The 24881-nt window shown below is 58.2% G+C and carries 18 protein-coding genes; 13 read left to right on the top strand and 5 right to left on the bottom strand.

All coding sequences use genetic code 11. The annotated features are described in order from the left end of the window. Positions 1-85 precede the first annotated feature (85 nt). The 5 genes from purL (at position 86) to glnB (ending at position 8418) form a co-directional block, all read left to right on the top strand. Positions 86-3973 carry a phosphoribosylformylglycinamidine synthase gene (gene purL, locus ABLU96_RS04135; protein WP_064404355.1) on the top strand — a complete coding sequence of 1296 codons (3888 nt, stop codon included), beginning with the start codon at positions 86-88 and terminating at the stop codon, positions 3971-3973. A gap of 562 nt (positions 3974-4535) precedes the next feature. Next, complete coding sequence (locus ABLU96_RS04130) at positions 4536-5972, top strand: HAMP domain-containing sensor histidine kinase (protein WP_086074088.1); 1437 nt, start codon at positions 4536-4538, stop codon at positions 5970-5972. Positions 5973-5985: 13 nt separating this feature from the next. Further along, positions 5986-6690 carry a two-component system QseEF-associated lipoprotein QseG gene (gene qseG / locus ABLU96_RS04125; protein ID WP_032750903.1) on the top strand — a complete coding sequence of 235 codons (705 nt, stop codon included), beginning with the start codon at positions 5986-5988 and terminating at the stop codon, positions 6688-6690. After that, complete coding sequence (glrR, locus tag ABLU96_RS04120) at positions 6677-8014, top strand: two-component system response regulator GlrR (RefSeq protein ID WP_014230390.1); 1338 nt, start codon at positions 6677-6679, stop codon at positions 8012-8014. The genes qseG and glrR overlap by 14 nt, the downstream gene beginning before the upstream one ends. Before the next feature lie 65 nt (positions 8015-8079). Then, positions 8080-8418 carry a nitrogen regulatory protein P-II gene (gene glnB, locus ABLU96_RS04115; RefSeq protein ID WP_002914032.1) on the top strand — a complete coding sequence of 113 codons (339 nt, stop codon included), beginning with the start codon at positions 8080-8082 and terminating at the stop codon, positions 8416-8418. A gap of 58 nt (positions 8419-8476) precedes the next feature. On the opposite strand, the gene hmpA is transcribed toward glnB, so the two are convergent. Then, positions 8477-9667: an NO-inducible flavohemoprotein gene (gene hmpA, locus ABLU96_RS04110; RefSeq protein ID WP_057173012.1), complete on the bottom strand. Its 1191-nt coding sequence runs from the start codon at positions 9665-9667 to the stop codon at positions 8477-8479. A gap of 325 nt (positions 9668-9992) precedes the next feature. On the opposite strand from hmpA, the gene glyA reads away from it, so the two are divergent. Then, entirely contained in the window at positions 9993-11246 is a 1254-nt protein-coding gene (gene glyA / locus ABLU96_RS04105; RefSeq protein WP_009654385.1) for a serine hydroxymethyltransferase, read from the top strand. Positions 11247-11301: 55 nt separating this feature from the next. On the opposite strand, the gene ABLU96_RS04100 is transcribed toward glyA, so the two are convergent. Together ABLU96_RS04100 and ABLU96_RS04095 are read right to left on the bottom strand one after the other, a co-directional pair. After that, complete coding sequence (locus ABLU96_RS04100) at positions 11302-11724, bottom strand: DoxX family protein (RefSeq protein WP_025106587.1); 423 nt, start codon at positions 11722-11724, stop codon at positions 11302-11304. A gap of 73 nt (positions 11725-11797) precedes the next feature. After that, positions 11798-12994 carry an ROK family transcriptional regulator gene (locus ABLU96_RS04095; protein ID WP_009654343.1) on the bottom strand — a complete coding sequence of 399 codons (1197 nt, stop codon included), beginning with the start codon at positions 12992-12994 and terminating at the stop codon, positions 11798-11800. 112 nt (positions 12995-13106) lie between these two features. On the opposite strand from ABLU96_RS04095, the gene ABLU96_RS04090 reads away from it, so the two are divergent. The 4 genes from ABLU96_RS04090 (at position 13107) to ABLU96_RS04075 (ending at position 19936) form a co-directional block, all read left to right on the top strand. After that, entirely contained in the window at positions 13107-16382 is a 3276-nt protein-coding gene (locus ABLU96_RS04090) for a DUF5107 domain-containing protein (protein WP_064407123.1), read from the top strand. Between the two features lie 70 nt (positions 16383-16452). Further along, complete coding sequence (locus ABLU96_RS04085) at positions 16453-17889, top strand: sugar porter family MFS transporter (protein WP_025106590.1); 1437 nt, start codon at positions 16453-16455, stop codon at positions 17887-17889. Beyond that, positions 17889-18725 (top strand): aldose 1-epimerase, encoded by an 837-nt coding sequence (locus ABLU96_RS04080; RefSeq protein WP_064404359.1) that lies wholly within the window; start codon positions 17889-17891, stop codon positions 18723-18725. The genes ABLU96_RS04085 and ABLU96_RS04080 overlap by 1 nt, the downstream gene beginning before the upstream one ends. A 77-nt stretch (positions 18726-18802) precedes the next feature. Beyond that, positions 18803-19936 (top strand): 3-phenylpropionate MFS transporter, encoded by a 1134-nt coding sequence (locus ABLU96_RS04075; protein WP_004853228.1) that lies wholly within the window; start codon positions 18803-18805, stop codon positions 19934-19936. Here ABLU96_RS04075 and csiE read toward each other — a convergent pair. After that, positions 19933-21210: a stationary phase inducible protein CsiE gene (csiE, locus tag ABLU96_RS04070; protein WP_032750899.1), complete on the bottom strand. Its 1278-nt coding sequence runs from the start codon at positions 21208-21210 to the stop codon at positions 19933-19935. The two genes, ABLU96_RS04075 and csiE, sit on opposite strands and share 4 nt — an antisense overlap. A 124-nt stretch (positions 21211-21334) precedes the next feature. Between csiE and ABLU96_RS04065 the strand changes: the two genes are divergently transcribed. Both ABLU96_RS04065 and ABLU96_RS04060 read left to right on the top strand, forming a co-directional pair. Further along, positions 21335-21973 carry a DUF1007 family protein gene (locus ABLU96_RS04065; protein ID WP_025106593.1) on the top strand — a complete coding sequence of 213 codons (639 nt, stop codon included), beginning with the start codon at positions 21335-21337 and terminating at the stop codon, positions 21971-21973. Continuing rightward, positions 21964-22950: a nickel/cobalt transporter gene (locus ABLU96_RS04060; protein WP_064404361.1), complete on the top strand. Its 987-nt coding sequence runs from the start codon at positions 21964-21966 to the stop codon at positions 22948-22950. The genes ABLU96_RS04065 and ABLU96_RS04060 overlap by 10 nt, the downstream gene beginning before the upstream one ends. Before the next feature lie 54 nt (positions 22951-23004). Here ABLU96_RS04060 and suhB read toward each other — a convergent pair whose 3' ends face one another. Further along, positions 23005-23808 carry an inositol-1-monophosphatase gene (gene suhB / locus ABLU96_RS04055; RefSeq protein ID WP_004853221.1) on the bottom strand — a complete coding sequence of 268 codons (804 nt, stop codon included), beginning with the start codon at positions 23806-23808 and terminating at the stop codon, positions 23005-23007. 120 nt (positions 23809-23928) lie between these two features. Here suhB and trmJ point away from each other — a divergent pair, with 120 nt between their 5' ends. After that, entirely contained in the window at positions 23929-24669 is a 741-nt protein-coding gene (trmJ, locus tag ABLU96_RS04050) for a tRNA (cytosine(32)/uridine(32)-2'-O)-methyltransferase TrmJ (protein ID WP_064404363.1), read from the top strand. Positions 24670-24881: the final 212 nt, after the last annotated feature.

Below are 24881 nucleotides of genomic sequence, written 5' to 3'. Positions count from 1 at the left end.
AACGGTTTCGTCTGGGCGCAGGATTCACTATAATGGCGCCCGTTTCCCCCTGGCTCACCATGAAAGCTTCGAAGACGAGAGACTTATGATGGAAATTTTGCGTGGTTCACCTGCACTGTCGGCATTCCGTATCAATAAACTGCTGGCACGTTTCCAGGCGGCCAACCTTCCGGTCAGCACCCTTTATGCCGAGTACGTTCATTTTGCCGACCTCAGCGCCCCGCTCAGCGGCGACGATCGCGAGAGCCTGGCAAGATTGCTCAAGTATGGCCCGAACTTAAGCAGCCATACCCCGACCGGCAAGCTACTGCTCGTTACCCCCCGTCCCGGCACCATCTCTCCCTGGTCTTCTAAAGCTACCGACATCGCCCATAACTGCGGCCTGTCACAGGTTTTGCGCCTGGAGCGCGGCGTGGCGTATTACGTCGAAGCGAGCAGCCTGAATGACGAACAGTGGTCGCAGGTGGCGGCCGAACTGCATGACCGCATGATGGAAAGCGTCTTTGGCGCGCTGGAAGAGGGTGAAAAACTCTTCGCCCACCATCAGCCAACCCCGGTCACCAGCGTTGATCTGCTGGGCCTGGGCCGTCAGGCGCTGATTGACGCCAACCTCCGTCTGGGGCTGGCGCTGGCGGATGATGAAATCGACTATCTGCAGGATGCTTTCCAGAAGCTGGGGCGCAACCCGAACGATATCGAACTCTATATGTTCGCGCAGGCTAACTCCGAGCACTGCCGACACAAGATTTTTAACGCCGACTGGGTCATTGATGGCGAAAAGCAGCCGAAGTCGCTGTTTAAAATGATCAAAAACACCTTCGAGAAAACCCCGGACTACGTGCTGTCTGCTTATAAAGACAACGCCGCGGTAATGGAAGGTTCAGCCGTGGGGCGCTACTTCGCCGACCACGAAACCGGCCGCTACGACTTCCACCAGGAAGACGCGCATATTCTGATGAAGGTCGAAACCCATAACCACCCGACGGCGATCTCTCCGTGGCCGGGCGCGGCGACCGGTTCCGGCGGCGAAATTCGCGATGAAGGCGCCACCGGGCGCGGCGCGAAGCCGAAAGCGGGTCTGGTGGGCTTCTCGGTTTCCAACCTGCGTATTCCGGGGTTTGAGCAGCCGTGGGAAGAGGATTTCGGTAAGCCGGAGCGTATCGTCACCGCGCTGGATATCATGACCGAAGGCCCGCTGGGCGGCGCGGCGTTTAACAACGAATTTGGTCGTCCGGCGCTCAACGGTTACTTCCGTACCTATGAAGAGAAAGTGAGCAGCCACAACGGTGAAGAGCTGCGCGGCTATCACAAGCCCATTATGCTGGCGGGCGGTATCGGCAACATTCGCGGCGAACACGTGCAGAAGGGCGAGATCGTCGTCGGCGCGAAGCTGATTGTTCTCGGCGGTCCGGCGATGAACATCGGTCTTGGCGGCGGCGCGGCCTCTTCAATGGCTTCCGGCCAGTCCGATGCCGATCTCGATTTCGCCTCCGTACAGCGCGACAACCCGGAAATGGAACGTCGTTGCCAGGAAGTTATAGACCGCTGCTGGCAGCTGGGCGACGCTAACCCGATTCTGTTTATCCACGACGTCGGCGCCGGCGGTCTGTCGAACGCGATGCCTGAACTGGTCAGCGACGGCGGACGCGGCGGTAAATTCCAGCTGCGCGATATCCTCAGCGATGAGCCGGGCATGAGCCCGCTGGAGATCTGGTGTAACGAATCGCAGGAACGTTATGTGCTGGCGGTCGCGCCGGAGCAGCTGCCGCTGTTTGATGAGCTGTGCCGCCGCGAACGCGCGCCGTATGCGGTGATTGGCGAAGCGACCGAAGCGCTGCATCTGAGCCTCGACGATACTCACTTTGACGATCGCCCGATCGACCTGCCGCTTGACGTGCTGCTGGGCAAAACGCCGAAAATGACCCGCGACGTGCAGACGCTCAAAGCCCAGGGCCAGAGTCTGGAACGCCAGGGAATCACTATTGCCGACGCGGTGAATCGCGTGCTGCACCTGCCGACCGTGGCGGAGAAAACCTTCCTCGTCACCATCGGCGACCGTACCGTCACCGGTATGGTGGCGCGCGATCAGATGGTGGGTCCGTGGCAGATCCCGGTGGCTAACTGCGCGGTGACCACCGCCAGTCTCGACAGCTACTATGGCGAAGCCATGTCTATTGGCGAGCGCGCGCCGGTGGCGCTGCTGGACTTTGCCGCTTCCGCCCGTCTGGCGGTCGGCGAGGCGCTGACCAACATCGCGGCGACGCAGATTGGCGCGCTCAATCGCGTGAAGCTGTCGGCAAACTGGATGGCCGCAGCCGGTCACCCGGGCGAAGACGCCGGTTTATATGAAGCGGTAAAAGCGGTTGGCGAAGAGCTCTGTCCGGCCCTGGGACTGACCATTCCGGTGGGTAAAGACTCCATGTCGATGAAAACCCGCTGGCAGGAAGGCGCTGAACAGCGCGAGATGACTTCTCCGCTGTCGCTGGTGATTTCCGCCTTTGCCCGCGTGGAAGACGTACGCCGTACCGTCACCCCACAGCTCGTGACCGAAGACAACGCCCTGCTGCTGATTGATTTAGGCAAGGGGAACAATGCGCTGGGCGCGACCGCGCTGGCGCAGGTTTATCGTCAGCTTGGCGATGTGACCGCCGACGTGCGCGATGTCGCGCAGCTGAAAGGCTTCTGGGACGCAATGCAGGCGCTGGTGGCCGAAGGTAAGCTGCTGGCGTGGCACGATCGGTCTGACGGTGGCCTGCTGGTCACGCTGGCCGAGATGGCCTTTACCGGCCACTGCGGCGTCAAGGTTGATATCGCCGCGCTCGGCGAGGATCGTCTGGCCGCGCTGTTTAACGAGGAGCTTGGCGGGGTGATTCAGGTTCGTGCCGCCGACCGCCAGGCGGTGGAAGCGCTGCTGGCCGCTCATGGTCTGGCGGATTGCGTTCACTATCTTGGCCAGGCCACGACGGGCGATCGCTTTATCATCGAGGCCGACGGTCACCCGGTATTCAGCGAAAGCCGCACAACGCTGCGCATGTGGTGGGCAGAAACCACCTGGCAAATGCAGCGTCTGCGCGATAACCCGGAGTGCGCCGACCAGGAGCACGAGGCGAAAGCCAACGATGCCGATCCGGGCCTTAACGTGAAGCTCTCCTTCGATATCAATGAGGATATCGCTGCGCCTTATATTGCCACCGGCGCGCGTCCGAAGGTTGCGGTGCTGCGCGAGCAGGGCGTGAACTCCCATGTAGAAATGGCCGCGGCGTTCCATCGCGCGGGCTTTGATGCCATCGATGTGCACATGAGCGACCTGCTGGCGGGGCGTACCGGTCTTGCTGACTTCCAGGCGCTGGTGGCCTGCGGCGGCTTCTCCTACGGTGACGTTTTAGGCGCGGGTGAGGGCTGGGCGAAATCGATCCTGTTCAATGAGCGGGTTCGCGACGAATTTGCCACCTTCTTCCATCGTCCGCAAACCCTGGCGCTGGGCGTATGCAACGGCTGCCAGATGATGTCTAACCTGCGCGAGCTGATCCCGGGCAGCGAGCTGTGGCCGCGCTTTGTGCGTAACCAGTCGGACCGCTTTGAAGCGCGCTTCAGCCTGGTTGAAGTGACCCAGAGCCCGTCGCTGCTGCTGCAGGGGATGGTGGGGTCAATGATGCCGATTGCCGTATCTCACGGTGAAGGACAGGTGGAAGTCCGCGATGGCGCGCATCTGGCGCAGCTGGAAAGCAAAGGCCTGGTGGCGCTGCGCTTCGTCGACAACGTCGGCAAGGTGACGGAAAACTATCCGGCTAACCCGAACGGTTCGCCGAACGGTATCACCGCGGTGACCAGCGAAAGCGGGCGCGCGACCATCATGATGCCGCACCCGGAACGCGTGTTCCGCACCGTGTCGAACTCCTGGCATCCGGAAAACTGGGGCGAAGACAGCCCGTGGATGCGTATTTTCCGCAACGCGCGTAAACAGCTGGGCTAAAACCGCTCACAAATCGCATTAAGCCTCCTGCCCGCGCAGGGGGCTTTTTTATTGGTGAGGCGTATCGACAGCAGGTGTCGGGGATCGCCGACAAACGCGCTATAGCGGTGTCGTCAAAAGGTGACACTTAACATATTGATTTATAATAGCATTGCTAAACCATTCATCCGGTGTTGCTAATCAGCGACACTTTGCGCATAAACCGACCATCATCATTCATGTCCATGAATAGTAAAAAGGTATTATATTTCATTGTGTTAATAAAATGTTTTGAGATGTGGCATAGTTCGTGCATAATTATAACCAGTGGCTCATTCACCTTCTTATGTCAGCCCCTTCGGGACGCGCTACATAAACTTCGAATGACGCACAAACAGGTGCCTGCCGTCCAACTCCTGATAACAGCTCTGCTTTATCAGTCATCGGGCGAAACGTCGAGTAAGGCACCGCCTCATTTCTTAATAAAGCCAGGCTCCTGTAGCCTGGCTTTATTATTTCCGGCGTAGATGTTTATTGCGTCCTCGGTTAGCATCGTCATGAGCTAATGATTGAGACCCTATCCGTGAAGCGACTCTCCCTTTTCCCCCGTTCGCTGCGCCAGCTGGTCACGCTATCCTTCGTGCTGATCCTGCTGCCGCTGCTGGTGCTGGCATGGCAGGCGTGGCAAAGCCTCAACGCGCTGAGCGCGCAGGCGGCGCATATCAACCGTACTACCCTTATCGACGCCCGCCGCAGCGAAGCGATGATTAACGCATCGCTGGAGATGGAACGTAGCTACCGTCAGTACTGCGTGCTGGACGATCCGACGCTGGCGCGGGTCTACCAGAATCAGCGCCAACGCTACAGCGAAATGCTTGATGCTCACGCGGGCGTCCTGCCCGATGAGAAAATCTGGCAGGCGCTGCGTCAGGATCTCGACGATCTGGCCGAGCTACAGTGTAAAAATAGCGGTCCGGCGGCGAAGTCAGCCGCCAGCCTGGAAGCGTTTGCCTCGGCCAATAGCGACATGGTGCAGGCAACCCGAACGGTGGTCTATTCGCGCGGGCAGCAGCTGCAGCAGGAAATCGCCGAGCGCGGGCAGTTCTTCGGCTGGCAGGCGCTGGTGCTGTTCCTGCTCAGCCTGGCGCTGGTGCTGCTGTTCACCCGCATGATTATCGGCCCGGTGAAGGGCATTGAGAGAATGATCAACCGACTGGGGGAGGGGAAGTCGCTGGACGACGCCGCGCTGTTTACCGGTCCGCGCGAGCTGCGCTCCGTCGGTAAACGCATTATCTGGCTGAGCGAACGCCTTGCCTGGCTGGAATCCCAGCGTCATCAGTTCCTGCGCCATCTTTCCCATGAGCTGAAAACGCCGCTGGCCAGCATGCGCGAAGGGACGGAGCTGCTTGCCGACCGGGTGGCCGGGCCGCTGACGCCCGAGCAACAGGAGATCGTTGAAATTCTCGATAACAGCAGCCGCAACCTGCAAAAGCTGATCGAGCAGCTGCTGGATTACAACCGTAAACAGGCCGATGGCCCGATTGCGCGCGAGACGGTAAACCTGGCCGAGCTGGTGGAAAATGTGGTTTCTGCCCATAGCCTGCCGGCAAGAGCTAAAATGATGCATACCGAACTGTTGCTCAGCGAGCGTTTATGCGAAGCGGAGCCCGCTCTGCTGGTGAGCGTCCTGGATAATCTCTACTCCAATGCGGTGCACTATGGTGCTGAATCCGGTAACATTCGCATTCATAGCTATCGGCACGGCGAGCAGGTGCGCATTGACGTCATTAACGACGGCGAGCCGATCCCGCTCGCAGAGAGAAACATGATTTTTGAGCCTTTTTATCAGGGAAGCCACCAGCGTAAAGGGGCGGTAAAAGGCAGCGGTCTGGGGCTGAGCATTGCCCGCGACTGCGTACGGCAAATGCAGGGCGAGCTGAGCCTGGTTGATGATAAATCAGGGCTAATCTGTTTTCGTATCACGCTCCCCGTCGCCGAGTCTGGACAAAATAACGTATAACTATCGGGTGAATATGTCCCACTTCTTCGCACTTGTCCGTCCCCTCAGGGGATGGCTGCTGTCAGGCATGTCCTGCCTGGCGCTGGCGGGATGTTCCGCCTCTACATCACCACACGCCGCGGATGGCAAAACGCTCTCCGCGCTGCCGCAGCATCAGGTCGCCGATTTTCTTTCGGTGGAGTGCGCCGACATCTGGAGCCTGCAAAGCGAGGCCAGTGATAAAAACCCGCTTTACTGGCTGCGGGGAATTGACTGCGCGGACCGCCTTGCTCCGGTACAGGCGCGGGCTGAAGCCCGGCAGCACGATGCCAACAGCTGGCAGGATGCCTTTAAACGCGGCATTTTACTGGCCGATGCCAAAATTACGCCCAACGAACGTCGCGATCTGGTGGCCAGTCTGGATGCCTTCAGCCCGCAAATCGCCGCCCAGGTTCGCCCGCTTTATCAGCTCTGGCGCGATGCCCAGGGCCGGCAGCTTCAGCTGATTGAGGAACGCTCCCGCTACGCCAAATTGCAGCAGTCAAGCGATGCGGAGCTGGAGACGCTGCGTCAGCAGGAAATTGAACTTCGCAGTCAGCTCGAACTGACGACCCGCAAGCTGGAGAATCTCACTGACATCGAGCGCCAGCTCTCCAGCCGTAAACCCGGCGGGAACTTCAGCCCGGACGCCGGGCACGGCGGCGAGAAGGTCCCGGAGGTGATTCATGACGATCCGTAAACCCGCCCGCCTGCTGCTGGTGGACGACGATCCGGGGCTGCTGAAGCTGCTGGGCATGCGTCTTGTCAGCGAAGGATACAGCGTACTGACCGCCGAGAGCGGGCCAGAGGCCCTGCGCACCCTGAGCCGTGACAAAGTCGACCTGGTAGTCAGCGACCTGCGGATGGACGAGATGGACGGCCTCCAGCTGTTCAGCGAAATCCAGAAGGTTCAGCCGGGAATGCCGGTGATCATTCTCACCGCGCACGGTTCCATTCCGGACGCCGTTGCCGCGACCCAGCAGGGCGTATTTAGCTTTCTCACCAAGCCGGTGGATAAAGACGCTCTGTATAAAGCGATTGATGACGCGCTGGAGCAGAGCGCGCCCACCACCGATGAGCGCTGGCGCCAGGCGATTGTGACCCGCAGCCCGCTGATGGAGCGTCTGCTGGAGCAGGCAGGGATGGTGGCGCAGTCGGACGTCAGCGTACTGATTAACGGCCAGAGCGGTACCGGCAAGGAGATTGTCGCCCAGGCAATTCATAACGCCAGCCCGCGCCGCGATAAACCTTTTGTCGCCATTAACTGCGGCGCGCTTCCCGAGCAGCTGCTGGAGTCAGAGCTGTTTGGCCACGCCCGCGGCGCTTTTACCGGCGCGGTCAGCAATCGCGAGGGGCTATTCCAGGCCGCAGAAGGCGGGACCCTGTTTCTTGATGAAATCGGCGATATGCCGGTGGCGCTGCAGGTTAAACTGCTGCGCGTCCTGCAGGAGCGTAAAGTGCGCCCGCTGGGCAGCAACCGCGATATCGACATTGATGTGCGGATTATTTCTGCGACCCATCGCGACCTGCCGAAGGCCATGGCGCGCGGCGAGTTTCGCGAAGATCTGTTTTATCGTCTCAACGTGGTGAATCTGAAAATCCCGCCGCTGGCCGAGCGTACGGAAGATATTCCGCTGCTGGCGAACCATCTGCTGCGCCAGTCCGCCGATCGCCACAAACCCTTTGTTCGCGCGTTCTCCACCGATGCGATGAAGCGGCTGATGGCCGCAAAATGGCCGGGCAACGTGCGCCAGCTGGTGAACGTGATTGAGCAGTGCGTGGCGCTAACCTCTTCGCCGGTCATTAGCGACGCCCTGGTGGAGCAGGCGCTGGAAGGGGAAAACACCGCGCTGCCGACCTTTGTTGAGGCGCGGAATCAGTTTGAGCTCAATTACCTGCGCAAGCTGCTGCAAATCACTAAAGGCAACGTCACGCATGCGGCGCGGATGGCGGGGCGCAACCGCACCGAATTTTATAAGCTGCTGTCGCGCCACGAGCTCGACGCTAACGACTTTAAAGAGTAGCTCCGCGTGATGACGCAAGTTATGATACGGTTAGCAACCGGTTACGCGACTAAAACAGGAACACCATGAAAAAGATTGATGCGATTATTAAACCCTTCAAACTGGATGACGTGCGTGAAGCGCTGGCCGAAGTCGGCATCACCGGGATGACGGTAACGGAAGTGAAAGGTTTTGGCCGCCAGAAGGGGCATACCGAGCTGTATCGCGGCGCGGAGTATATGGTCGATTTTCTGCCGAAAGTGAAAATCGAAATCGTTGTCACCGATGATATCGTCGATACCTGCGTGGATACCATTATCCGTACGGCGCAGACCGGCAAAATCGGCGACGGTAAGATCTTTGTTTTCGATGTCGCGCGCGTGATTCGTATCCGCACCGGCGAAGAAGACGACGCGGCGATTTAAGCTGACAAACCGAATGGCGGCCCGATAATTTCCGGGCCGCCTGCATCCATCGCTCTGTTTACAGCACCTTGTGCGGGCCGAAGCACTCGTAATGAATGTTGCCGCTGCTCACGCCCAGATCTACCAGCTGCTTCGCGGCAAACTGCATAAACGCCACCGGGCCGCAGAGATAGAACTGCATCTGCGGGTCGCCGATCTTGTCGGCCAGGGCCGCTAAATCCATCAAACCTTCGCTGTCAAACGCGCCGGCGTCACGGTCCGTTTCGCTCGGGCTGCGGTACCAGACGTGAGAAGTAAACTTCGGCAGGGTTTCACCCAGCGCTTTCACTTCCTCCGCGAAGGCGTGCACGTCGCCATTCTCTGCCGCGTGGAACCAGTTCACCTGCGCCGGATGCTGTGCTTTTGCCAGCGTGTCCAGCATCGCCAGCATCGGCGTCTGACCGACGCCGCCGGAGAGCAGCGTGACCGGCGTTTCCGGCGCCACGTTGAGGAAAAAATCGCCGGCCGGCGCGGCCAGGTAAATCACGTCGCCTTCTTTCGCAGAATCATGCAGCCAGTTTGAAACCTGGCCGCCGTTTTCACGCTTAACCGCAATGCGATAGCCTTTGCCGTCGGGTTTGCGGGTCAAAGAGTACTGACGAATTTCCTGATGCGGAAAGCCTTCCGGCTTCAGCCAGACCGCCAGGTACTGGCCCGGATGGTATTCAGCGACCGCGCCGCCGTCGACCGGCTCAAACTCAAAGCTGGTAATCAGCGCGCTGCGCGGCGTTTTTCTGACGATGCGGAACGCGCGTGTGCCTTCCCAGCCGCCGGTTTTACTGGCGCTTTCGCTGTAGATTTGCGCTTCACGATTAATAAAGACGTTGGCCAGCACGCCGTAGGCCTTGCCCCAGGCATCCAGCACTTCCTGACCCGGGCTGAACATCTCGTCAAGGGTGGCCAGCAGGTGGGTGCCGACAATATTGTACTGCTCGGGCTGGATCTGGAAGCTGGTGTGCTTCTGGGCGATTTTTTCCACCGCCGGCAGCAGGGCGGGCAGGTTCTCAAGATTGCTGGCATAGGCGGCAATGGCGTTGAACAGCGCCTCGCGCTGGTCGCCGTTGCGCTGATTACTCATATTAAAGATTTCTTTGAGTTCGGGATTATGAGCAAACATGCGGTCGTAAAAATGGGCGGTCAGTTTCGGACCGGTTTCAACCAGCAGAGGGATGGTGGCTTTCACCGTAGCGATGGTTTGCGCGTCGAGCATAGCAGCTTCCTTTATAGGTTATCTTAATGATGCATTTAAAATACATCTTATAAAAATAACCCTGCTTTGTAAATGGTTCTTTAACACTTTGCCGTAAGGCAGTTACAACATGAATTATTTGCATCACAAACCTGAAAAGAAATCCGTTGATAATCGAAGGTGCTTTATTGCTCAAAGCCTTGTGTAACGCGGAGCCAATCGTTTGCGTAAAATCCTTTGTCAAGACCTGTTATCGCAGAATGATTCAGTTATACTGTGGGCCGTTGTCCAGGTGGACCGCCTTTTTAGGCCGAAATTTTATTGTTAGCTGAGTCAGGAGATGCGGATGTTAAAGCGTGAAATGAACATTGCCGATTATGATGCCGAACTGTGGCAGGCTATGGAGCAAGAAAAAGTACGTCAGGAAGAGCACATCGAACTGATCGCCTCCGAAAACTACACCAGCCCGCGCGTTATGCAGGCGCAGGGCTCTCAGCTGACCAACAAATACGCTGAAGGATATCCGGGCAAGCGCTACTACGGCGGCTGTGAATACGTCGATATCGTAGAGCAGCTGGCTATCGATCGCGCCAAAGAGCTGTTCGGCGCTGACTACGCTAACGTGCAGCCGCACTCCGGCTCCCAGGCGAACTTCGCGGTCTATACCGCTCTGCTGCAGCCGGGCGATACCGTTCTGGGTATGAACCTGGCACAGGGTGGTCACCTGACTCACGGCTCCCCGGTCAACTTCTCCGGCAAACTGTACAACATCATTCCTTACGGCATCGATGAGTCCGGTAAAATTGACTATGAAGACATGGCTAAGCAGGCTCAGGAACATAAACCGAAGATGATTATCGGTGGTTTCTCCGCTTATTCCGGCGTGGTTGACTGGGCAAAAATGCGCGAAATCGCTGACAGCATCGGCGCATACCTGTTCGTCGACATGGCCCACGTTGCCGGTCTGATCGCCGCTGGCGTTTACCCGAACCCGGTTCCGCATGCTCACGTCGTGACCACCACTACCCACAAAACCCTGGCCGGTCCGCGCGGCGGCCTGATCCTGGCGAAAGGCGGCAGCGAAGAGCTGTACAAAAAACTGAACTCTGCCGTATTCCCGAGCGCCCAGGGCGGCCCGCTGATGCACGTTATCGCGGCGAAAGCCGTTGCGCTGAAAGAAGCGATGGAGCCGGAGTTCAAAGTTTACCAGCAGCAGGTAGCGAAAAACGCGAAGGCAATGGTAGAAGTGTTCCTGAACCGCGGCTACAAAGTGGTTTCCGGCGGCACTGAAAACCACCTGTTCCTGCTGGATCTGGTCGATAAAAACCTGACCGGTAAAGAAGCGGACGCTGCGCTGGGCCGTGCCAACATCACCGTCAACAAAAACAGCGTGCCGAACGATCCGAAGAGCCCGTTTGTGACCTCCGGCATCCGTATCGGTTCTCCGGCGGTCACCCGTCGCGGCTTTAAAGAAGCGGAAGTGAAAGAGCTGGCCGGCTGGATGTGCGACGTGCTGGACAACATCAATGACGAAGCGGTCATTGAGCGCGTGAAGGGTAAAGTGCTGGATATCTGCGCACGCTTCCCGGTTTATGCGTAAGCGTTAGCGTTGACATCAAAAAGGCCGCTGATGCGGCCTTTTTTGCGTCTGTTGATTAGCGGCGGTCGAGCGAAATCGCCCCGGGACCGGTTATCGCCAGCAGCAGGAAGGCACCGGCAATACTGATGTTTTTCCAGAAGTTAATCATGTTCGGCAGAACCGCATCGCCGGTCATATCCCAGTAGTGATGGCCAATCACCGCTGTACCGAGGGTATAAAAAATAAAGATCACCGCCAGCGGGCGGGTGAAAAAGCCCAGCACAATTAAAATGGCCGCCGGCACTTCCATAATAATGGCAATGATGGCCGCAAGCGTTGGCATCGGCGCGCCGGAGGAGGCCATGTACTGCACCGTGCCGCTAAAGCCGAGCAGCTTGGGATAGCCGAAAAGGATAAACAGCACCACCACCGCGATACGCGCAATCAGCAGCAGCAGAGAGCGGGAGGAGCCAAAGTCAAAGTAGCGTAGAGTGTTCATAATCAGCTCGTTATGAGAGACGTGTGATTTAAACGTAATACACAAATTTGCGCTCCGCCACGTCCGCTGACGATTAACGCAGCGTTTGCAGCTGTTCCTCCACGTACAGATAACCGATCCCCATCAGCTGCTGGGCGCGGGTCAGTTTGCCAAAGCCGATTTGAGTGGCGTGCGCTCGCGGCGTATCGCCGTGGTCAAAGGGATTAAAGCCGGTTTGTTTAACGATACTTTCCAGCCATTGTTCGCCAAAGGCGCAGCTGCGTCCGTATAGCCAGATTTGATTAATATTCAAAATATTTAAGAAATTATAAAGGCTTAAGCCAATGGCGTTGGCCGCGCTATCAACCCATGCGCGAATATGCACGTCTCCCTGTTCCCAGGCTTCAATGAGCGATGCCGTGGTTAATTGCTCGGGAGAGCGCTGCGCTTCCGGCTGCGTTTTGAGCCACATCCGCGCCTGCTTTTTCAACGCGCTGAGGGACGCTACGGTTTCGAGGCAACCGTATCTCCCGCAGTCGCAGGCCTTGCCGTCAGGATTCACAATCGTGTGTCCTATCTGCCCGCTGCCGTAGAGGCTTCCTCGATAAATCTGATCGTTAATCACAAATGACGAGCCGATACCGTAATCGACGTTAATCACGCAAAAATCCGGCTGTATACCCTGATGCTGCCACTTCTCCGCCAGCGCCAGCATCACGCAGTCATTATCCACCCGCACCTGCACGCCGAGCTGTTCCTCCAGCAGATACTTTATTTCAATCGGCGTTTTCCAGCGCGCCTGGGGCATGGTTTGTGACACCCCTGTTACCGGATCAACCTGCCCATGAACGCCAAGCGCGAGATTGATGCTGTGCTGCGGGTAGCGGCGGTGTATACGTCGCCAGCATTCCACGATGGCCTCCAGAAGGGCCTGCGGCGTGGGGGCATCGATGGGCAAATGCTGGTGGCCGTCAACCGCCAGCAGTCGGGCATCGGCAAGCTGATACTCAATGCTGGTCGGCGTGATGTTCATGCATAGCGTCCAGGCACCGTGTTCGGGGATCTGGTAGCTTCCGCTGTTCACGCCGCGCTTGCTCATTTTTTCCGTGGAATGGCCGATCAATCCCTCGCTAAGCAGTTCGGCAAGAATGTTGCTCACAGCCGGAATAGAGAGCCCGGTGAGCTGGGAAAGCTGGGATTTACTGAGCTGTTTCTCCCGCCAGAGATGGGAGAGAAAAATTGATTTGTTGGCCTGCCTGACCCGGGCGTTATTCAAACCGGTGCGCTGCATACACTTAACCCCCTTAACTATATTGCGTGAGTGTTGCGCATTTTAGCAGCTAAATGGCGATATAAACTCCTCTCATAGCAAGTTTTACTTTATTTCGTTTAGTGGAGGCGTCATGTACGGTTCGGTTAAGGTATGGCAGGAAACAATTACATTACCTACGTGGACGACGGGTGCGGAGGATCCGAACCCCATGTTTCTGGAAAAGCGCGTTTATCAGGGTTCCTCCGGCAACGTCTATCCCTATGGCGTGATAGATACCCTGACCGGCGAGCGTGAAATGCGCGATTATCAGGCAGTATGGATGGAGAATGATTTCATTCGTATCATGCTGCTGCCTGAGCTTGGCGGACGTATTCACCGGGCGTATGACAAAGTCAAACAGCGTGATTTCGTCTATTACAATGAAGTCGTTAAGCCCGCCCTGGTAGGGCTACTGGGGCCCTGGATCTCCGGCGGTATCGAGTTCAATTGGCCGCAGCATCACCGCCCGACGACCTTTATGCCGGTCGATTTTTCGATCCAGCGCGGGGAAAACGGCGTGCAGACCGTATGGATGGGGGAAGCGGAACCCATGCGCGGTTTACAGGTCATGACCGGGTTTACTCTCTATCCTGACCGCGCGCTGATTGAAATCACCGGTAAGGTTTTTAATGGTAACGCAACGCCGCGTCATTTCCTGTGGTGGGCCAACCCGGCGGTCAAAGGCGGCGATGCTCACCAGAGCGTGTTTCCACCCGACGTCACCGCCGTATTCGATCACGGCAAGCGCGATGTTTCCGCTTTTCCCATCGCCACCGGCACCTACTACAAAGTGGACTATTCTGCGGGCGTCGATATCTCCCGGTATAAAAACGTTCCGGTACCCACCTCGTATATGGCGGAGAAATCGGACTACGACTTTGTCGGCGCTTATCACCACGACGAGCGGGGTGGGCTGCTGCATGTTGCCGACCATCACGTCTCGCCGGGCAAAAAACAGTGGAGCTGGGGCTATGGCGACTTTGGCCAGGCGTGGGACCGCAATCTGACCGACGAAAATGGCCCCTATATCGAGCTGATGACCGGCGTCTACACCGATAACCAGCCTGACTTTACCTGGCTTGCGCCTTATGAAGAGAAGGTGTTTGTGCAAAACTTCCTTCCCTATAGCGAGCTGGGGATGGTGCAAAATGCCAATACGCAGCTGGCGCTGAAGCTGGTTCGTGAGACGGAGCAGCTGCAGCTCGGCGTTTACGCCATTGCGCCGCTGGAAAATATTGTTGTTGAACTCAGCGCGGAAAAGCAGCCGCTGTATGAAACTCAGCTTACGCTGAAGCCCGGCGAGAGCTGGCAGCATACGCTGCCGGAAAATGACGCCCGGCGCTTAACCCTTAAGGTGAAAACCGCGGACAACCAGCCGCTGCTGGATTATCAGGAACATATTACTCAGCAGACGCCCCTGCCCGAACCTGCCTGCGCGCCGGCGATGCCGGAAGAGATTCACAACGGCGATGAGCTCTATTTTATCGGCCAGCATCTTGAACAATACAATCATGCAAGCCGCTATGCCGCGGATTACTATCGCCGGGCGATAGCCCTCGATCCGCAGGATTACCGCAATAATGTTGCCCTCGGGACGCTGGCGTTTAATTGCGCCGACTGGGGGCTGGCGGAGCAATGTGCCCGGGCCGCGCTACTTCGCGCCCATCGTCTGAATAAAAATCCGCGCGATGGCGAAGCCAGCATGCTGCTTGGCAGCGCGCTGGAAAGGCAGGGCGATGAAGCTGGAGCATGGGATTGCTATTACAAAGCGTCCTGGAGCGGTAACTGCCGCGATGCCGCCTGGTGGGCGCTGGCAAGGCTGGCGATGAAGCGTGGCGATACCGCCGACGCGCTGGAAAAGGTCAACACCAGCCTGCAGTTTAACGCCAGCAACCATCTGGCTATGGGGCTGAAAGCGCTGGCGTTAGCGAACAGCGGGCGGACGAAAGAGGCACAGGCGTATATTGTCGTCTGCCTCGAACAATACCCGTTGAGCTATCCGCTGCACTGCGCGCGCTGGATGATTGCGCCGGGCGATGAGTCGCGCGCGAGCCTGCTGCGCGTAACGGGGCGCAGAGGGATCAACGGCAGCCTGCTGGCGGGCTGGCTGCTCTCCATCGGTCAGAAGCAGGCGGCGAAGGAGGTGCTTGAGGTTCTGGATTGCCAGGAGGCGCTGCCGATGCTGTGGCGCGCCTCGTTAAGCGATGATGCGAATAAACGGCAACGGTTAATTGCCGAAGCCGAGCGCTGCCATGCGCGAAAAGTGCGTTTCCCCAATACGCTCGATGAAGTCCAGATGCTGCAAACCCTGAGCGATAGCGCTTTTGCCCGCTATCTGCTCGGTTGCTTCTGGTACAGCAAACGTCGCTATGAAGAGGCGGTAAGCTGCTGGCGCGAGACGCTGGAAAAATCTCCCGACTATGCGCCCGCGCATCGTCTGCTGGGGGTCTACGCCTGGAACAAACAACAGGATGCCGCGCAGGCGCTGGCTTATCTGCAGCGGGCCGTAGAGCTTGAACCCGAAAACGCGCGCTTCCTCTTTGAGCTTGATTTCCTGAAAAAATCACTGGGTACGCCGGTAAACGAACGACTGGAAACGCTGGCGGTGCGCAAAGCGGTGGTGCTGAAACGGGATGACCTGACCGCTGAGCTGTTAAGCCTGTGGAACGCAGCCGGCCATTACGCCGATGCCGCCACTATTCTCGGTACGCGCGTATTTCATCCCTGGGAAGGCGGGGAGGGGAAAGTTACCGGCCAGTATTTGCTCAATCAGCTCCATCGCGCTTTACAGTTGATCGAACGTAAGGCGTTCACGCAGGCCGCTCGCTGCCTGAATGAAGCGTTACGCTATCCCGATAATCTGGGAGAGGGGCGGCTGCCCGGGCAGACGGACAACGATATCTGGTATTTGCTGGGCTATTGCGCGGAACAGACTGGGGATGCGCACCGGGCAGCGGAATATTACCAGCTTGCCCTGCAAGGGGGCTCAACGCTGGACGCCGGGCGTTACTACAACGATCAGCCCGCCGATTACCTTTTCTGGCAGGGCATCGCGCTGCGTAAGAGCGGTAATCCGGCGCAGGCCGAGCAGCACTTCCAGAATTTTATCGCCTGGGCCAGGCAGCATCGGGATGACGTTCCGCAAGCCGACTTTTTTGCCGTCTCTCTCCCGGATCTGGTGGTGCTCGATGTTTCAGCGCAGCAGCAGCATCAGCAGCACTGTTTGTTTATTGAAGCGCTGGGCCATCTGGGGCTGGGCAACTTATCCGCCAGCCAGCAGGCGATGCAGCGGCTGCTGCAGCTGAACCCGGCTCATGATAAGGCGCATCTGATTCGTCATGCCCTGCAAAGCGGCATGTTTTCCTGAACCTGAAACGGGCGGGCCTGGCCCGCCTGAACCCTACTGTTCCCTGCGTTTCCCTTATAGAGGAATCATTATGAATAACGCGCAGACACATCTGAAAATGGGCTACGTCTGGACTATCTGTCTGGTCGCCGCCTGCGGTGGTTTACTCTTTGGCTATGACTGGGTGGTGATTGGCGGCGCAAAGCCGTTTTATGAAGCCTGGTTTTCCATTACCGACCCGGCGCAGTCCGGCTGGGCAATGAGCTCAGCGCTGGTGGGCTGCGTTTTCGGCGCATTAATCTCGGGATGGTGCGCCGATAAACTGGGGCGCAAGCTGCCCTTAATACTGTCCGCCGTGCTGTTCAGCGCCTCGGCGTGGGGGACGGCGGTTGCCAGCAGTTTCGACATGTTTGTGGTTTACCGCATTGTGGGCGGCGTGGGCATTGGTCTGGCATCCGCGCTCAGCCCGCTTTACATCGCGGAAGTCAGCCCGGCAGAAAAAAGAGGGCGCTTTGTTGCGATAAACCAGCTCACTATCGTGATTGGCGTGCTGGCCGCTCAGCTTATCAACCTGATGATTGCGGAACCCGTAGCGACGGGGGCGACGCAGCAGATGATTGTGGAGACCTGGAACGGGCAGATGGGCTGGCGCTGGATGTTCGGCGCGGAACTGGTGCCTGCGCTGGCGTTTTTGGTGCTGATGTTTTTTGTTCCTGAGTCGCCGCGCTGGCTCATGAAGGCCGGTAAGCCGGATCGCGCCCGGGCCGCGCTGGAGCGCATTGGCTCCGCCGACTATGCCGACAGGATATTACGCGACATCGCGCACACGCTGGAAAAAGATAACCATAAAATATCCTACGGCGCGCTGCTGGCTCCGCAGGTTAAACCGATCGTTATCATTGGTATGGTCCTCGCCGTCTTCCAGCAGTGGTGCGGAATTAACGTCATCTTTAACTACGCGCAGGAGATTTTTGCCTCGGCGGGATTCGATATTAACAGCACGCTGAAATCGATCGTCGCAACGGGAATCGTCAACCTGGTGTTTACCCTCGCCGCGCTGCCGCTGGTGGATAAAATCGGCCGCCGTAAATTAATGCTGCTCGGTGCCTCAGGGTTGACGCTGATCTATGTTCTGATTGCCGCCGCCTATGGCATGGGCATCATGGGCTGGCCCGTTCTGCTGCTGGTGCTGGCGGCGATTGCTATTTACGCCTTGACCCTGGCGCCGGTTACCTGGGTACTGCTGGCGGAAATCTTCCCTAACCGCGTTCGCGGACTCGCGATGTCCTTAGGCACCCTGGCGCTGTGGATTGCCTGTTTCTTGTTAACCTACACTTTCCCGCTGCTTAATGCCGGACTGGGCGCGGCGGGCAGTTTCCTGCTGTATGGCGTCATTTGCGCTGCCGGCTACCTCTATATTCTGCGCAACGTGCCGGAAACGAAGGGGGTCACTCTCGAAGCCCTGGAAGAGCAGCTGGCGCAACGTCATGCGGGCGCTCAGGCGATGAAGCAGGAGCAGACGCGCTAATGGCGGAAGAGTGGATTCTGGAAAACGCGCATCTGCGGATGCGCGTCGCTTCTCTGGGCGGCAAAGTGCAAAGTTTATACTCGCGGCATTATCAGGCGCCGGTGCTGTATGAAAACCCCGCCGGCGGCATGTTTCCGATGCTGCCGCTGGCCAATCGCGTCGCCGGGAACCGCTTTATTTTTCAGGGACGTGAGATAGTTCTGCCTCGCCACCACGCCGACGCGCATTTTTTTCTCCACGGCGACGGTTGGCTGCAGCGCTGGGATATGATTGCGCGCGGCGGCGACTATTGCGTGTTACAGCTGCATCGGCAGCATGCCTGCGGTTTCGATTACCTGGCGCAGATCCGCTACCAGCTGCTGCGTAACCAGCTGGTGGCTGCGCTGACGCTTACCCACTGCGATAGCACGCCCATCCCCTATGGCTGCGGTTTTCATCCGTTTTTTCCTTTTGATAAGCGCAGTACGGTGCAGTTTGCAGCCGCCGGCTACTGGCCGGAAGGGGAGCAGCATCTTCCTCTCGGCTGGCAAGGCCAGTTGCCCGGCGACGCCGATTTCAGCCACGCGCAGTACGGTGAGGATCGCTGGCTGAACGTGGGCTATTCCGGCTGGAGCGGGCGGGCGAGGGTGAGTAGTGATGTGATGGATATCACAATTCTTTCGCAAACTCCGTGGTTGATGCTTTTCAGAATGCAGGGCGAGCCGTTCCTTTGCCTCGAGCCGCAAAGTCATCCGGTAAACGCCCATAACATGGACGGACAGCCGGGGCTGCGGGTTTTAGGCGCCGGAGATACGCTGAGTTTTTCGCTGAAAATAGACGTACAGGGGCGCGAATAGCGCCATATCTGGGGCGAGGGTATCTTGCGCCCGCCCCGCTTTATCGCCAGACTGTCGCCTCCATTCGGGAGGGAATCATGGTCTTACACTCCACGCGCTGGCTGGCGCTAAGTTACTTCACCTATTTTTTTAGCTACGGCATCTTCCTGCCTTTCTGGAGCGTCTGGCTTTCCGGACTTGGCCTGACGCCGGAAACCATCGGCATGCTGCTCGGCGCCGGGCTGGTGTCGCGCTTTCTTGGCAGCCTGCTGATTGCGCCGCGGGTCAGCGACCCGTCCCGTCTTATCTCTTCTCTGCGCATTCTGGCGCTGCTGACGCTGCTCTTTGCGCTCGCATTTTGGATCGGCCACCAGGTTGCCTGGCTGATGGTGATTATCGTCGGCTTTAACCTCTTTTTCTCGCCGCTGGTGCCGCTGACCGACGCGCTGGCGAATACCTGGCAAAAGCAGATCACCATGGACTACGGGCGCGTGCGCCTGTGGGGGTCGATAGCTTTCGTCATTGGCTCGGCGCTGACCGGGAAGCTGGTCAGCCTGTATGACTACCGGATGATACTGGTGATGCTCAGCGTCGGTATTGCCTCCATGCTGCTCGGCATGCTGCTGAAGCCGTCGGTGCAGCCGCAAGGCGAATCCCGCCAGCAGGAAGCGGCCGGCCTGGCGGCCTGGCTTACGCTGGTGCGGCAAAGCTGGCGCTTCCTCGCCTGCGTCTGTTTGCTGCAGGGCGCGCACGCCGCCTACTACGGATTTAGCGCTATCTACTGGCAGGAAGCGGGGTATTCCGCCTCCGCCGTGGGCTACCTGTGGTCGCTTGGCGTCGTGGCGGAAGTGGTGATTTTCGCGCTGAGCAAAAAAGTCTTCCGCCGCTTTAGCGCCCGCGATCTGCTGCTGCTGTCCGCGGTGTGCGGGCTAATTCGCTGGACGTTGATGGGCTGGACGACGGCGCTACCCTGGCTTATCGTCGCGCAGATCCTCCACTGCGGCACCTTTACGGTGTGCCATCTGGCGGCGATGCGCTACATTGCAGCGCGTCAGGGCAGCGAAGTGATCCGCCTGCAGGCGGTCTACTCCGCCGTCGCGATGGGCGGCAGCATTGCGGTGATGACGGTCTTTGCCGGTTTCCTCTACCAGCATCTGCACCAGGGCGTTTTCTGGGTGATGGCGCTGGTGGCCTTACCGGCGCTGGTGGTGCGGCCAAAAGCGGTGGCTTAGGCCTCCAGCATTTTGCAAATCTGCTGCTGCTGATGATCGCTGAACGTCTCTTCGGCGTGAAACAGCGGCGGCGAAAACAGCGGCAGCGCCGTGGCATAGGGAGTGACGATCAGCGTCACTTCCTTCGGCGCGCCCTCTTTCTGAAAGGTGCTCACGCTCAAATACTTTATATTGAGCGGCAGCAGGGTTAACTCGCGCAGCTGCTGCTCCAGCGACTGCTCAAGGTCCGGGTTATCATCGGTCAGCAGAACCACCTGTTTCTCCTGCAGATCGCTTTTTTGCATCAGCCAGGCGCCGAAGATCACCGCGATTAAACTGACTTCCTCCTGGCTAAAGCGTACCTGCCAGCTGGCTTCAAACTCCGCCAGCGCAGCCTGCGTTGTGCGCATCAAGCGAGGATAAAGACGGCCAATCTCCTCCGGCAGCGCGTTATCGATACCGATAGCGAAAACGCTGCGGTGTAGCGCCTGCGAAAGGTGAATATAGAGCTGATCGCTCAGCCCCTGTTCATCGCTAAACGGACGGCCCGCCAGGTTCTGAAAGCGGTGAATCAGCCCGGAAATGGCCAGATGCAGACGGCGATCGTGCTGATGACCATCGCGGATAGGATCGGGGGTTTTCAACAGCATAAACAGCAGGGCCAGAAACAGCTGTTCTCCGGCATGGGGCGTTGCCGCAACCCGCCGCTGCCAGTGGCGGACAATCTCCTCGGCGAGGGAAAACTCGGCGGCGGCTTGCGCCCAGCGCTGCTGCTCGTGGGTGAAAGTGGGGCTCTGTCCAAGGTGGTGCTGCAGCAAACAATACTGTAAATAAAGACGCAGAAAATGCACGTCGCGGCAGTCAAACTGCCGGTTCAGGGCGCGCGAGCAGCGGTTGACCAATGCCTGAAGATTGGTGTCGTCATACAGCGTGCGTGCGATACCCTGCTGTTTAAGCTGCGTTTTCAACGCCGGGGTAAAATGGTGGCTGACAAAATGCGGGCACAGGCGCAGCCCGCGGCGCAGGCCGTGCAGCAGGCATAAGCGTTGATCGAGCGCGGCGCCTTCCATCCGATAGCTGCCGTCCGCTTGTGAAGCAAGGGTCAAGCGGTGATAACGCTGAATCTCGCGTCCCGTCTCCGCAATGTCCTGCCGGGCGGTATCCTCATCAACCTGGGTGAGGTTACCCAGCCATTCGGGCGTCACGGACTGCCCGGGCAGATAAAACATCAGGAGCACCTGGCTACGGCGCTGTGGACTGGAAAGCACAGATGGTGGTTCAATCACTGTCATCATCCGGTTAGTTCCAGTTAGGGTTTTCGTTAAGAGTAGTTAATGTATTGAGGGTGAACAGGGCATTTCCGGGTCTTTACATCAGGATTGCTGGCGGGGTTCACAGAATTTTTCACGCGAGGAACAGATGAAGAGAGTGAAACAATGCGTTAGCGTAGCGTTTTTCATGTTTTTATCGCTATCTGCGGCGGCGCATCCGCACAGTTTCATCAGTTTGCAAACGGAGGCCGTGGCGGAAAATGGGCTGCTCACCGGCTTTAAAATGCGCTGGACGATGGATGAAATCACCTCCGCCGATCTGCTCTATGATGCGGGCAACGCTAAACCCGGTAGCGAAATCTGGAAAAAGCTGGCGGCGGAAGTGATGGCGAACGTGCTGGGCCAGCACTATTTCAGCGAGCTATGGCACAACGGCCAGCGGGTGAAGTTTGATAATCGGCCCGCTGGTTATGGCCTTGAACGCAGCGGTCATCAGGCGGTGCTCACCTTTACCCTGCCGCTGGCGAAGCCGCAGCCTCTGGCCGGGCAAACCTTCACCTTTTCCACCTACGACCCGACCTATTATGTTGATATGTATTACGACAAAGACGCAGACTTCACACTACCGACGGCGATGAAGACAAGCTGCACGGCAAAAGTGATGACGCCGAAGCCTAACGAAAAAATGTTGTCCTACGCGCAGTCGCTGGATAAGGCGGATGCGCCGCCGGAGGATATGGAACTGGGGAATTACTTCGCGCAAAAGGTGACGCTGCAATGTCAGTGATTTTTGCTCAAACCGGCCGTTCGCCGCGCTGGCGTCAGCTGTGGCCGCTGGCGCTGTTTCTGCTGCTGGCAGCCGGAGCTGGCTTCTGGCTATGGCGGGCCTGGCCGCAGGTGCTGCTGCAAAGCGCGGTCTGGCAGCGCGCGCTGAATGTCGAACTGAGTCGGCTTCTGCAGGCGGTTGCGGAGAATCCTGCCGCCGCCGGGCTGTCGCTGCTGGGGTTTAGCTTCGTCTACGGCGTTCTGCATGCGCTGGGGCCGGGGCACGGCAAGGTGGTCATAACCACCTGGCTGGCAACCCATCCGTCGAAGCTGAAATCGAGCATCGGCCTGACGCTGGCCGCTTCGTTGCTGCAGGGACTGGTGGCTATCGTCTTAGTGGTGGTGGTACTGACGCTGCTGCGGCTGCCGGCAAGACAGCTGCATCTGAGCAGCTTCTGGCTGGAAAAGGGAAGCTATCTGCTGGTCGGCGCGCTGGGCCTTTTGCTGTGCTGGCGGGCGCTGAAAAAGCTGCGGATGCTGCTGCGCCGGCCGACATTCACCGCCTTCACCGCGCATCACGTTCATCACGCCAGCTGCGGCTGCGGCTGCGGACACCAGCATCTGCCGGCGCCGGAACAGCTGCAAAGCGGCGATGACTGGCGGGCGCGGCTGGCTATCGTGCTGTCAATGGGGATGCGGCCCTGCTCCGGAGCCATTATGGTGCTGTTATTCAGCAAGGTTATCGGCGTATTTGGCTGGGGCATGGCGGCCGCGATGGCGATGGCGGCGGGAACCTCGCTGACGATTAGCGCGCTGGCGCTGCTGGTTCATGGTTTCCGCCAGCTGGCGGTCAGGCTGAGCGCGAATCGGGCGCCGGCGCTGTGGAAGCAGATCGGTTGGGCAACGCTGGCGCTGGCCGGCGGCGTGATTTTACTGGCGGCGGCCATCGTGATGTGGAGTAGCGCGATGCCATCGGGCGGCGGCCTGCGGCCGTTTTAATGCGATAAAAAAAGGAAGCCGCGGCTTCCTTTTTGCTTTTCATTCAGTGAGATATTAACGCTTCAGCGCTTCACTGAGATGCTCGCGCATATTGGCCAGCATCGCTTTAACGACGCGCGGGTTACCTGCAACGATGTTGCCGGTCAGCAGGTAGTTATGGCCGCCGGTAAAGTCGCAGACGATAGCGCCTGCTTCACGGGCGATCAGCTCGCCTGCCGCGAAATCCCACGGTTTCAGCGCGATTTCAAAGTAGCCGTCAACCCGGCCAGCGGCAACGTAGGCCAGATCCAGGGCAGCGGAACCGGTGCGGCGGAAATCCGCGCATTCGGTGAACATGTTGCCGAGGATGTTCATGTAAGAGGTCGCGTGCTGTTTTGCTTTGAACGGGAAGCCGGTGGCGATGATCGTGCCATCCAGGTCGCGAGCGCTGCTGCCGCGCAGGCGGTAGCCGTTCAGCTGCGCGCCCTGACCGCGGGTCGCGGTGAACAGTTCGTTACGCATCGGATCGTAAACCACGGCCACTTCAGTACGGCCTTTAATGCGTACGGCGATGGAGACGGAGAAGTGCGGCAGACGTTTGACGAAGTTGGTGGTGCCATCCAGTGGATCGATAACCCATTGAACATCCTGATCTTCACCAGCGTGCTCACCGCTTTCTTCGGTGATGATGGTGTGCTGCGGGTAAGATTTGCGAATGGTTTCGATAATCATCGCCTCGGCGGCTTTATCGACGTTGGTCACAAAATCATTGCTGCCTTTCTGGCTGGTTTCTACGGAGTCAGGGGTTTCGTAGTGCTTGGCAATTAAATTACCCGCCTTGCGCGCTGCGCGCACGGCGATGTTCAGCATCGGATGCATCGGTATCTCTCACTGGATGTTAAAGAACGGGAAAAAACGGCGCATATAGTAACAGTGAAATCTCCTTATGTCTTCGTTTTATGATAGCATGCACGAATAATCTTTAGCCGAAGAACCATAATGCTGCAAAATATTCGAATCGTACTGGTAGAAACCTCACACACCGGCAATATGGGCTCCGTCGCCCGCGCAATGAAAACCATGGGGTTAACCAACCTGTGGCTGGTCAATCCTCTGGTCAAACCCGATTCTCAGGCCATCGCTCTGGCGGCGGGGGCCAGCGACGTCATTGGCAATGCACACATCGTTGATACCCTTGATGAAGCGCTGGCGGGCTGTAGCCTCGTCGTGGGGACCAGCGCGCGCTCCCGTACGCTGCCGTGGCCGATGCTCGACCCGCGTGAATGCGGCCTGAAAAGCGTTGCTGAAGCGCAGCATGCGCCGATCGCGCTGGTCTTTGGCCGCGAACGCGTCGGCCTGACTAACGAAGAGCTGCAGAAGTGTCACTACCATGTGGCAATCGCTGCCAACCCGGAATACAGCTCGCTGAACCTGGCGATGGCGGTGCAGGTTATCTCCTATGAAGTGCGTATGGCCTGGCTGGCGGCGCAGGAGCAAAATGAACCTGTCGTCGAGCATGAAGAAACCCCGTATCCGCTGGTGGATGATTTAGAGCGTTTCTACGATCATCTGGAACAGACGCTGCTGGCAACCGGGTTTATCCGCGCCAGCCACCCGGGCCAGGTGATGAACAAGCTGCGCCGTTTGTTTACCCGCGCCCGCCCGGAAAGCCAGGAGCTGAACATCCTGCGCGGCATGCTGGCGTCAATTGAGCAGCAGCAGAAAAATAAAGAGTCATAGTGCACGCCGTTGCCCGGCGGCGCGGTACTGCGGGTTCCCTCTCTCCTTGTGGGAGAGGGCCGGGGCGAGGGCACCAGGCCGCGCTGAAGTGAAACGGCACGGAAAGCCAAATACCTGACTAAAACAGTCAAGTAAATAGTTGACCAATTTACTCGGGAATGTCAGACTTGCCCTTGCTATGCAATACCCATATTAATAAAAAGCCCGGGCAG

Origin of the sequence: Klebsiella sp. CN_Kp106 (assembly GCF_040064575.1) — a bacterium.
GTDB classification, from domain to species: domain Bacteria; phylum Pseudomonadota; class Gammaproteobacteria; order Enterobacterales; family Enterobacteriaceae; genus Klebsiella; species Klebsiella michiganensis.
Note: the sequence above shows the minus strand (reverse complement) of the source record. Positions and strands in the feature narration are given on the sequence as shown.

What these genes read in the sequence shown, in the direction of transcription:
- purL (WP_064404355.1), top strand. Translation starts at nt 86, where the DNA reads ATGATGGAAATTTTGCGTGGTTCACCTGCACTGTCGGCATTCCGTATC.
- qseG (WP_032750903.1), top strand. Translation starts at nt 5,986, where the DNA reads ATGTCCCACTTCTTCGCACTTGTCCGTCCCCTCAGGGGATGGCTGCTG.
- glrR (WP_014230390.1), top strand. Translation starts at nt 6,677, where the DNA reads ATGACGATCCGTAAACCCGCCCGCCTGCTGCTGGTGGACGACGATCCG.
- glnB (WP_002914032.1), top strand. Translation starts at nt 8,080, where the DNA reads ATGAAAAAGATTGATGCGATTATTAAACCCTTCAAACTGGATGACGTG.
- hmpA (WP_057173012.1), bottom strand. Translation starts at nt 9,667, where the DNA reads ATGCTCGACGCGCAAACCATCGCTACGGTGAAAGCCACCATCCCTCTG.
- glyA (WP_009654385.1), top strand. Translation starts at nt 9,993, where the DNA reads ATGTTAAAGCGTGAAATGAACATTGCCGATTATGATGCCGAACTGTGG.
- ABLU96_RS04100 (WP_025106587.1), bottom strand. Translation starts at nt 11,724, where the DNA reads ATGAACACTCTACGCTACTTTGACTTTGGCTCCTCCCGCTCTCTGCTG.
- ABLU96_RS04095 (WP_009654343.1), bottom strand. Translation starts at nt 12,994, where the DNA reads ATGCAGCGCACCGGTTTGAATAACGCCCGGGTCAGGCAGGCCAACAAA.
- ABLU96_RS04090 (WP_064407123.1), top strand. Translation starts at nt 13,107, where the DNA reads ATGTACGGTTCGGTTAAGGTATGGCAGGAAACAATTACATTACCTACG.
- ABLU96_RS04085 (WP_025106590.1), top strand. Translation starts at nt 16,453, where the DNA reads ATGAATAACGCGCAGACACATCTGAAAATGGGCTACGTCTGGACTATC.
- ABLU96_RS04080 (WP_064404359.1), top strand. Translation starts at nt 17,889, where the DNA reads ATGGCGGAAGAGTGGATTCTGGAAAACGCGCATCTGCGGATGCGCGTC.
- ABLU96_RS04075 (WP_004853228.1), top strand. Translation starts at nt 18,803, where the DNA reads ATGGTCTTACACTCCACGCGCTGGCTGGCGCTAAGTTACTTCACCTAT.
- csiE (WP_032750899.1), bottom strand. Translation starts at nt 21,210, where the DNA reads ATGATGACAGTGATTGAACCACCATCTGTGCTTTCCAGTCCACAGCGC.
- ABLU96_RS04065 (WP_025106593.1), top strand. Translation starts at nt 21,335, where the DNA reads ATGAAGAGAGTGAAACAATGCGTTAGCGTAGCGTTTTTCATGTTTTTA.
- ABLU96_RS04060 (WP_064404361.1), top strand. Translation starts at nt 21,964, where the DNA reads ATGTCAGTGATTTTTGCTCAAACCGGCCGTTCGCCGCGCTGGCGTCAG.
- suhB (WP_004853221.1), bottom strand. Translation starts at nt 23,808, where the DNA reads ATGCATCCGATGCTGAACATCGCCGTGCGCGCAGCGCGCAAGGCGGGT.
- trmJ (WP_064404363.1), top strand. Translation starts at nt 23,929, where the DNA reads ATGCTGCAAAATATTCGAATCGTACTGGTAGAAACCTCACACACCGGC.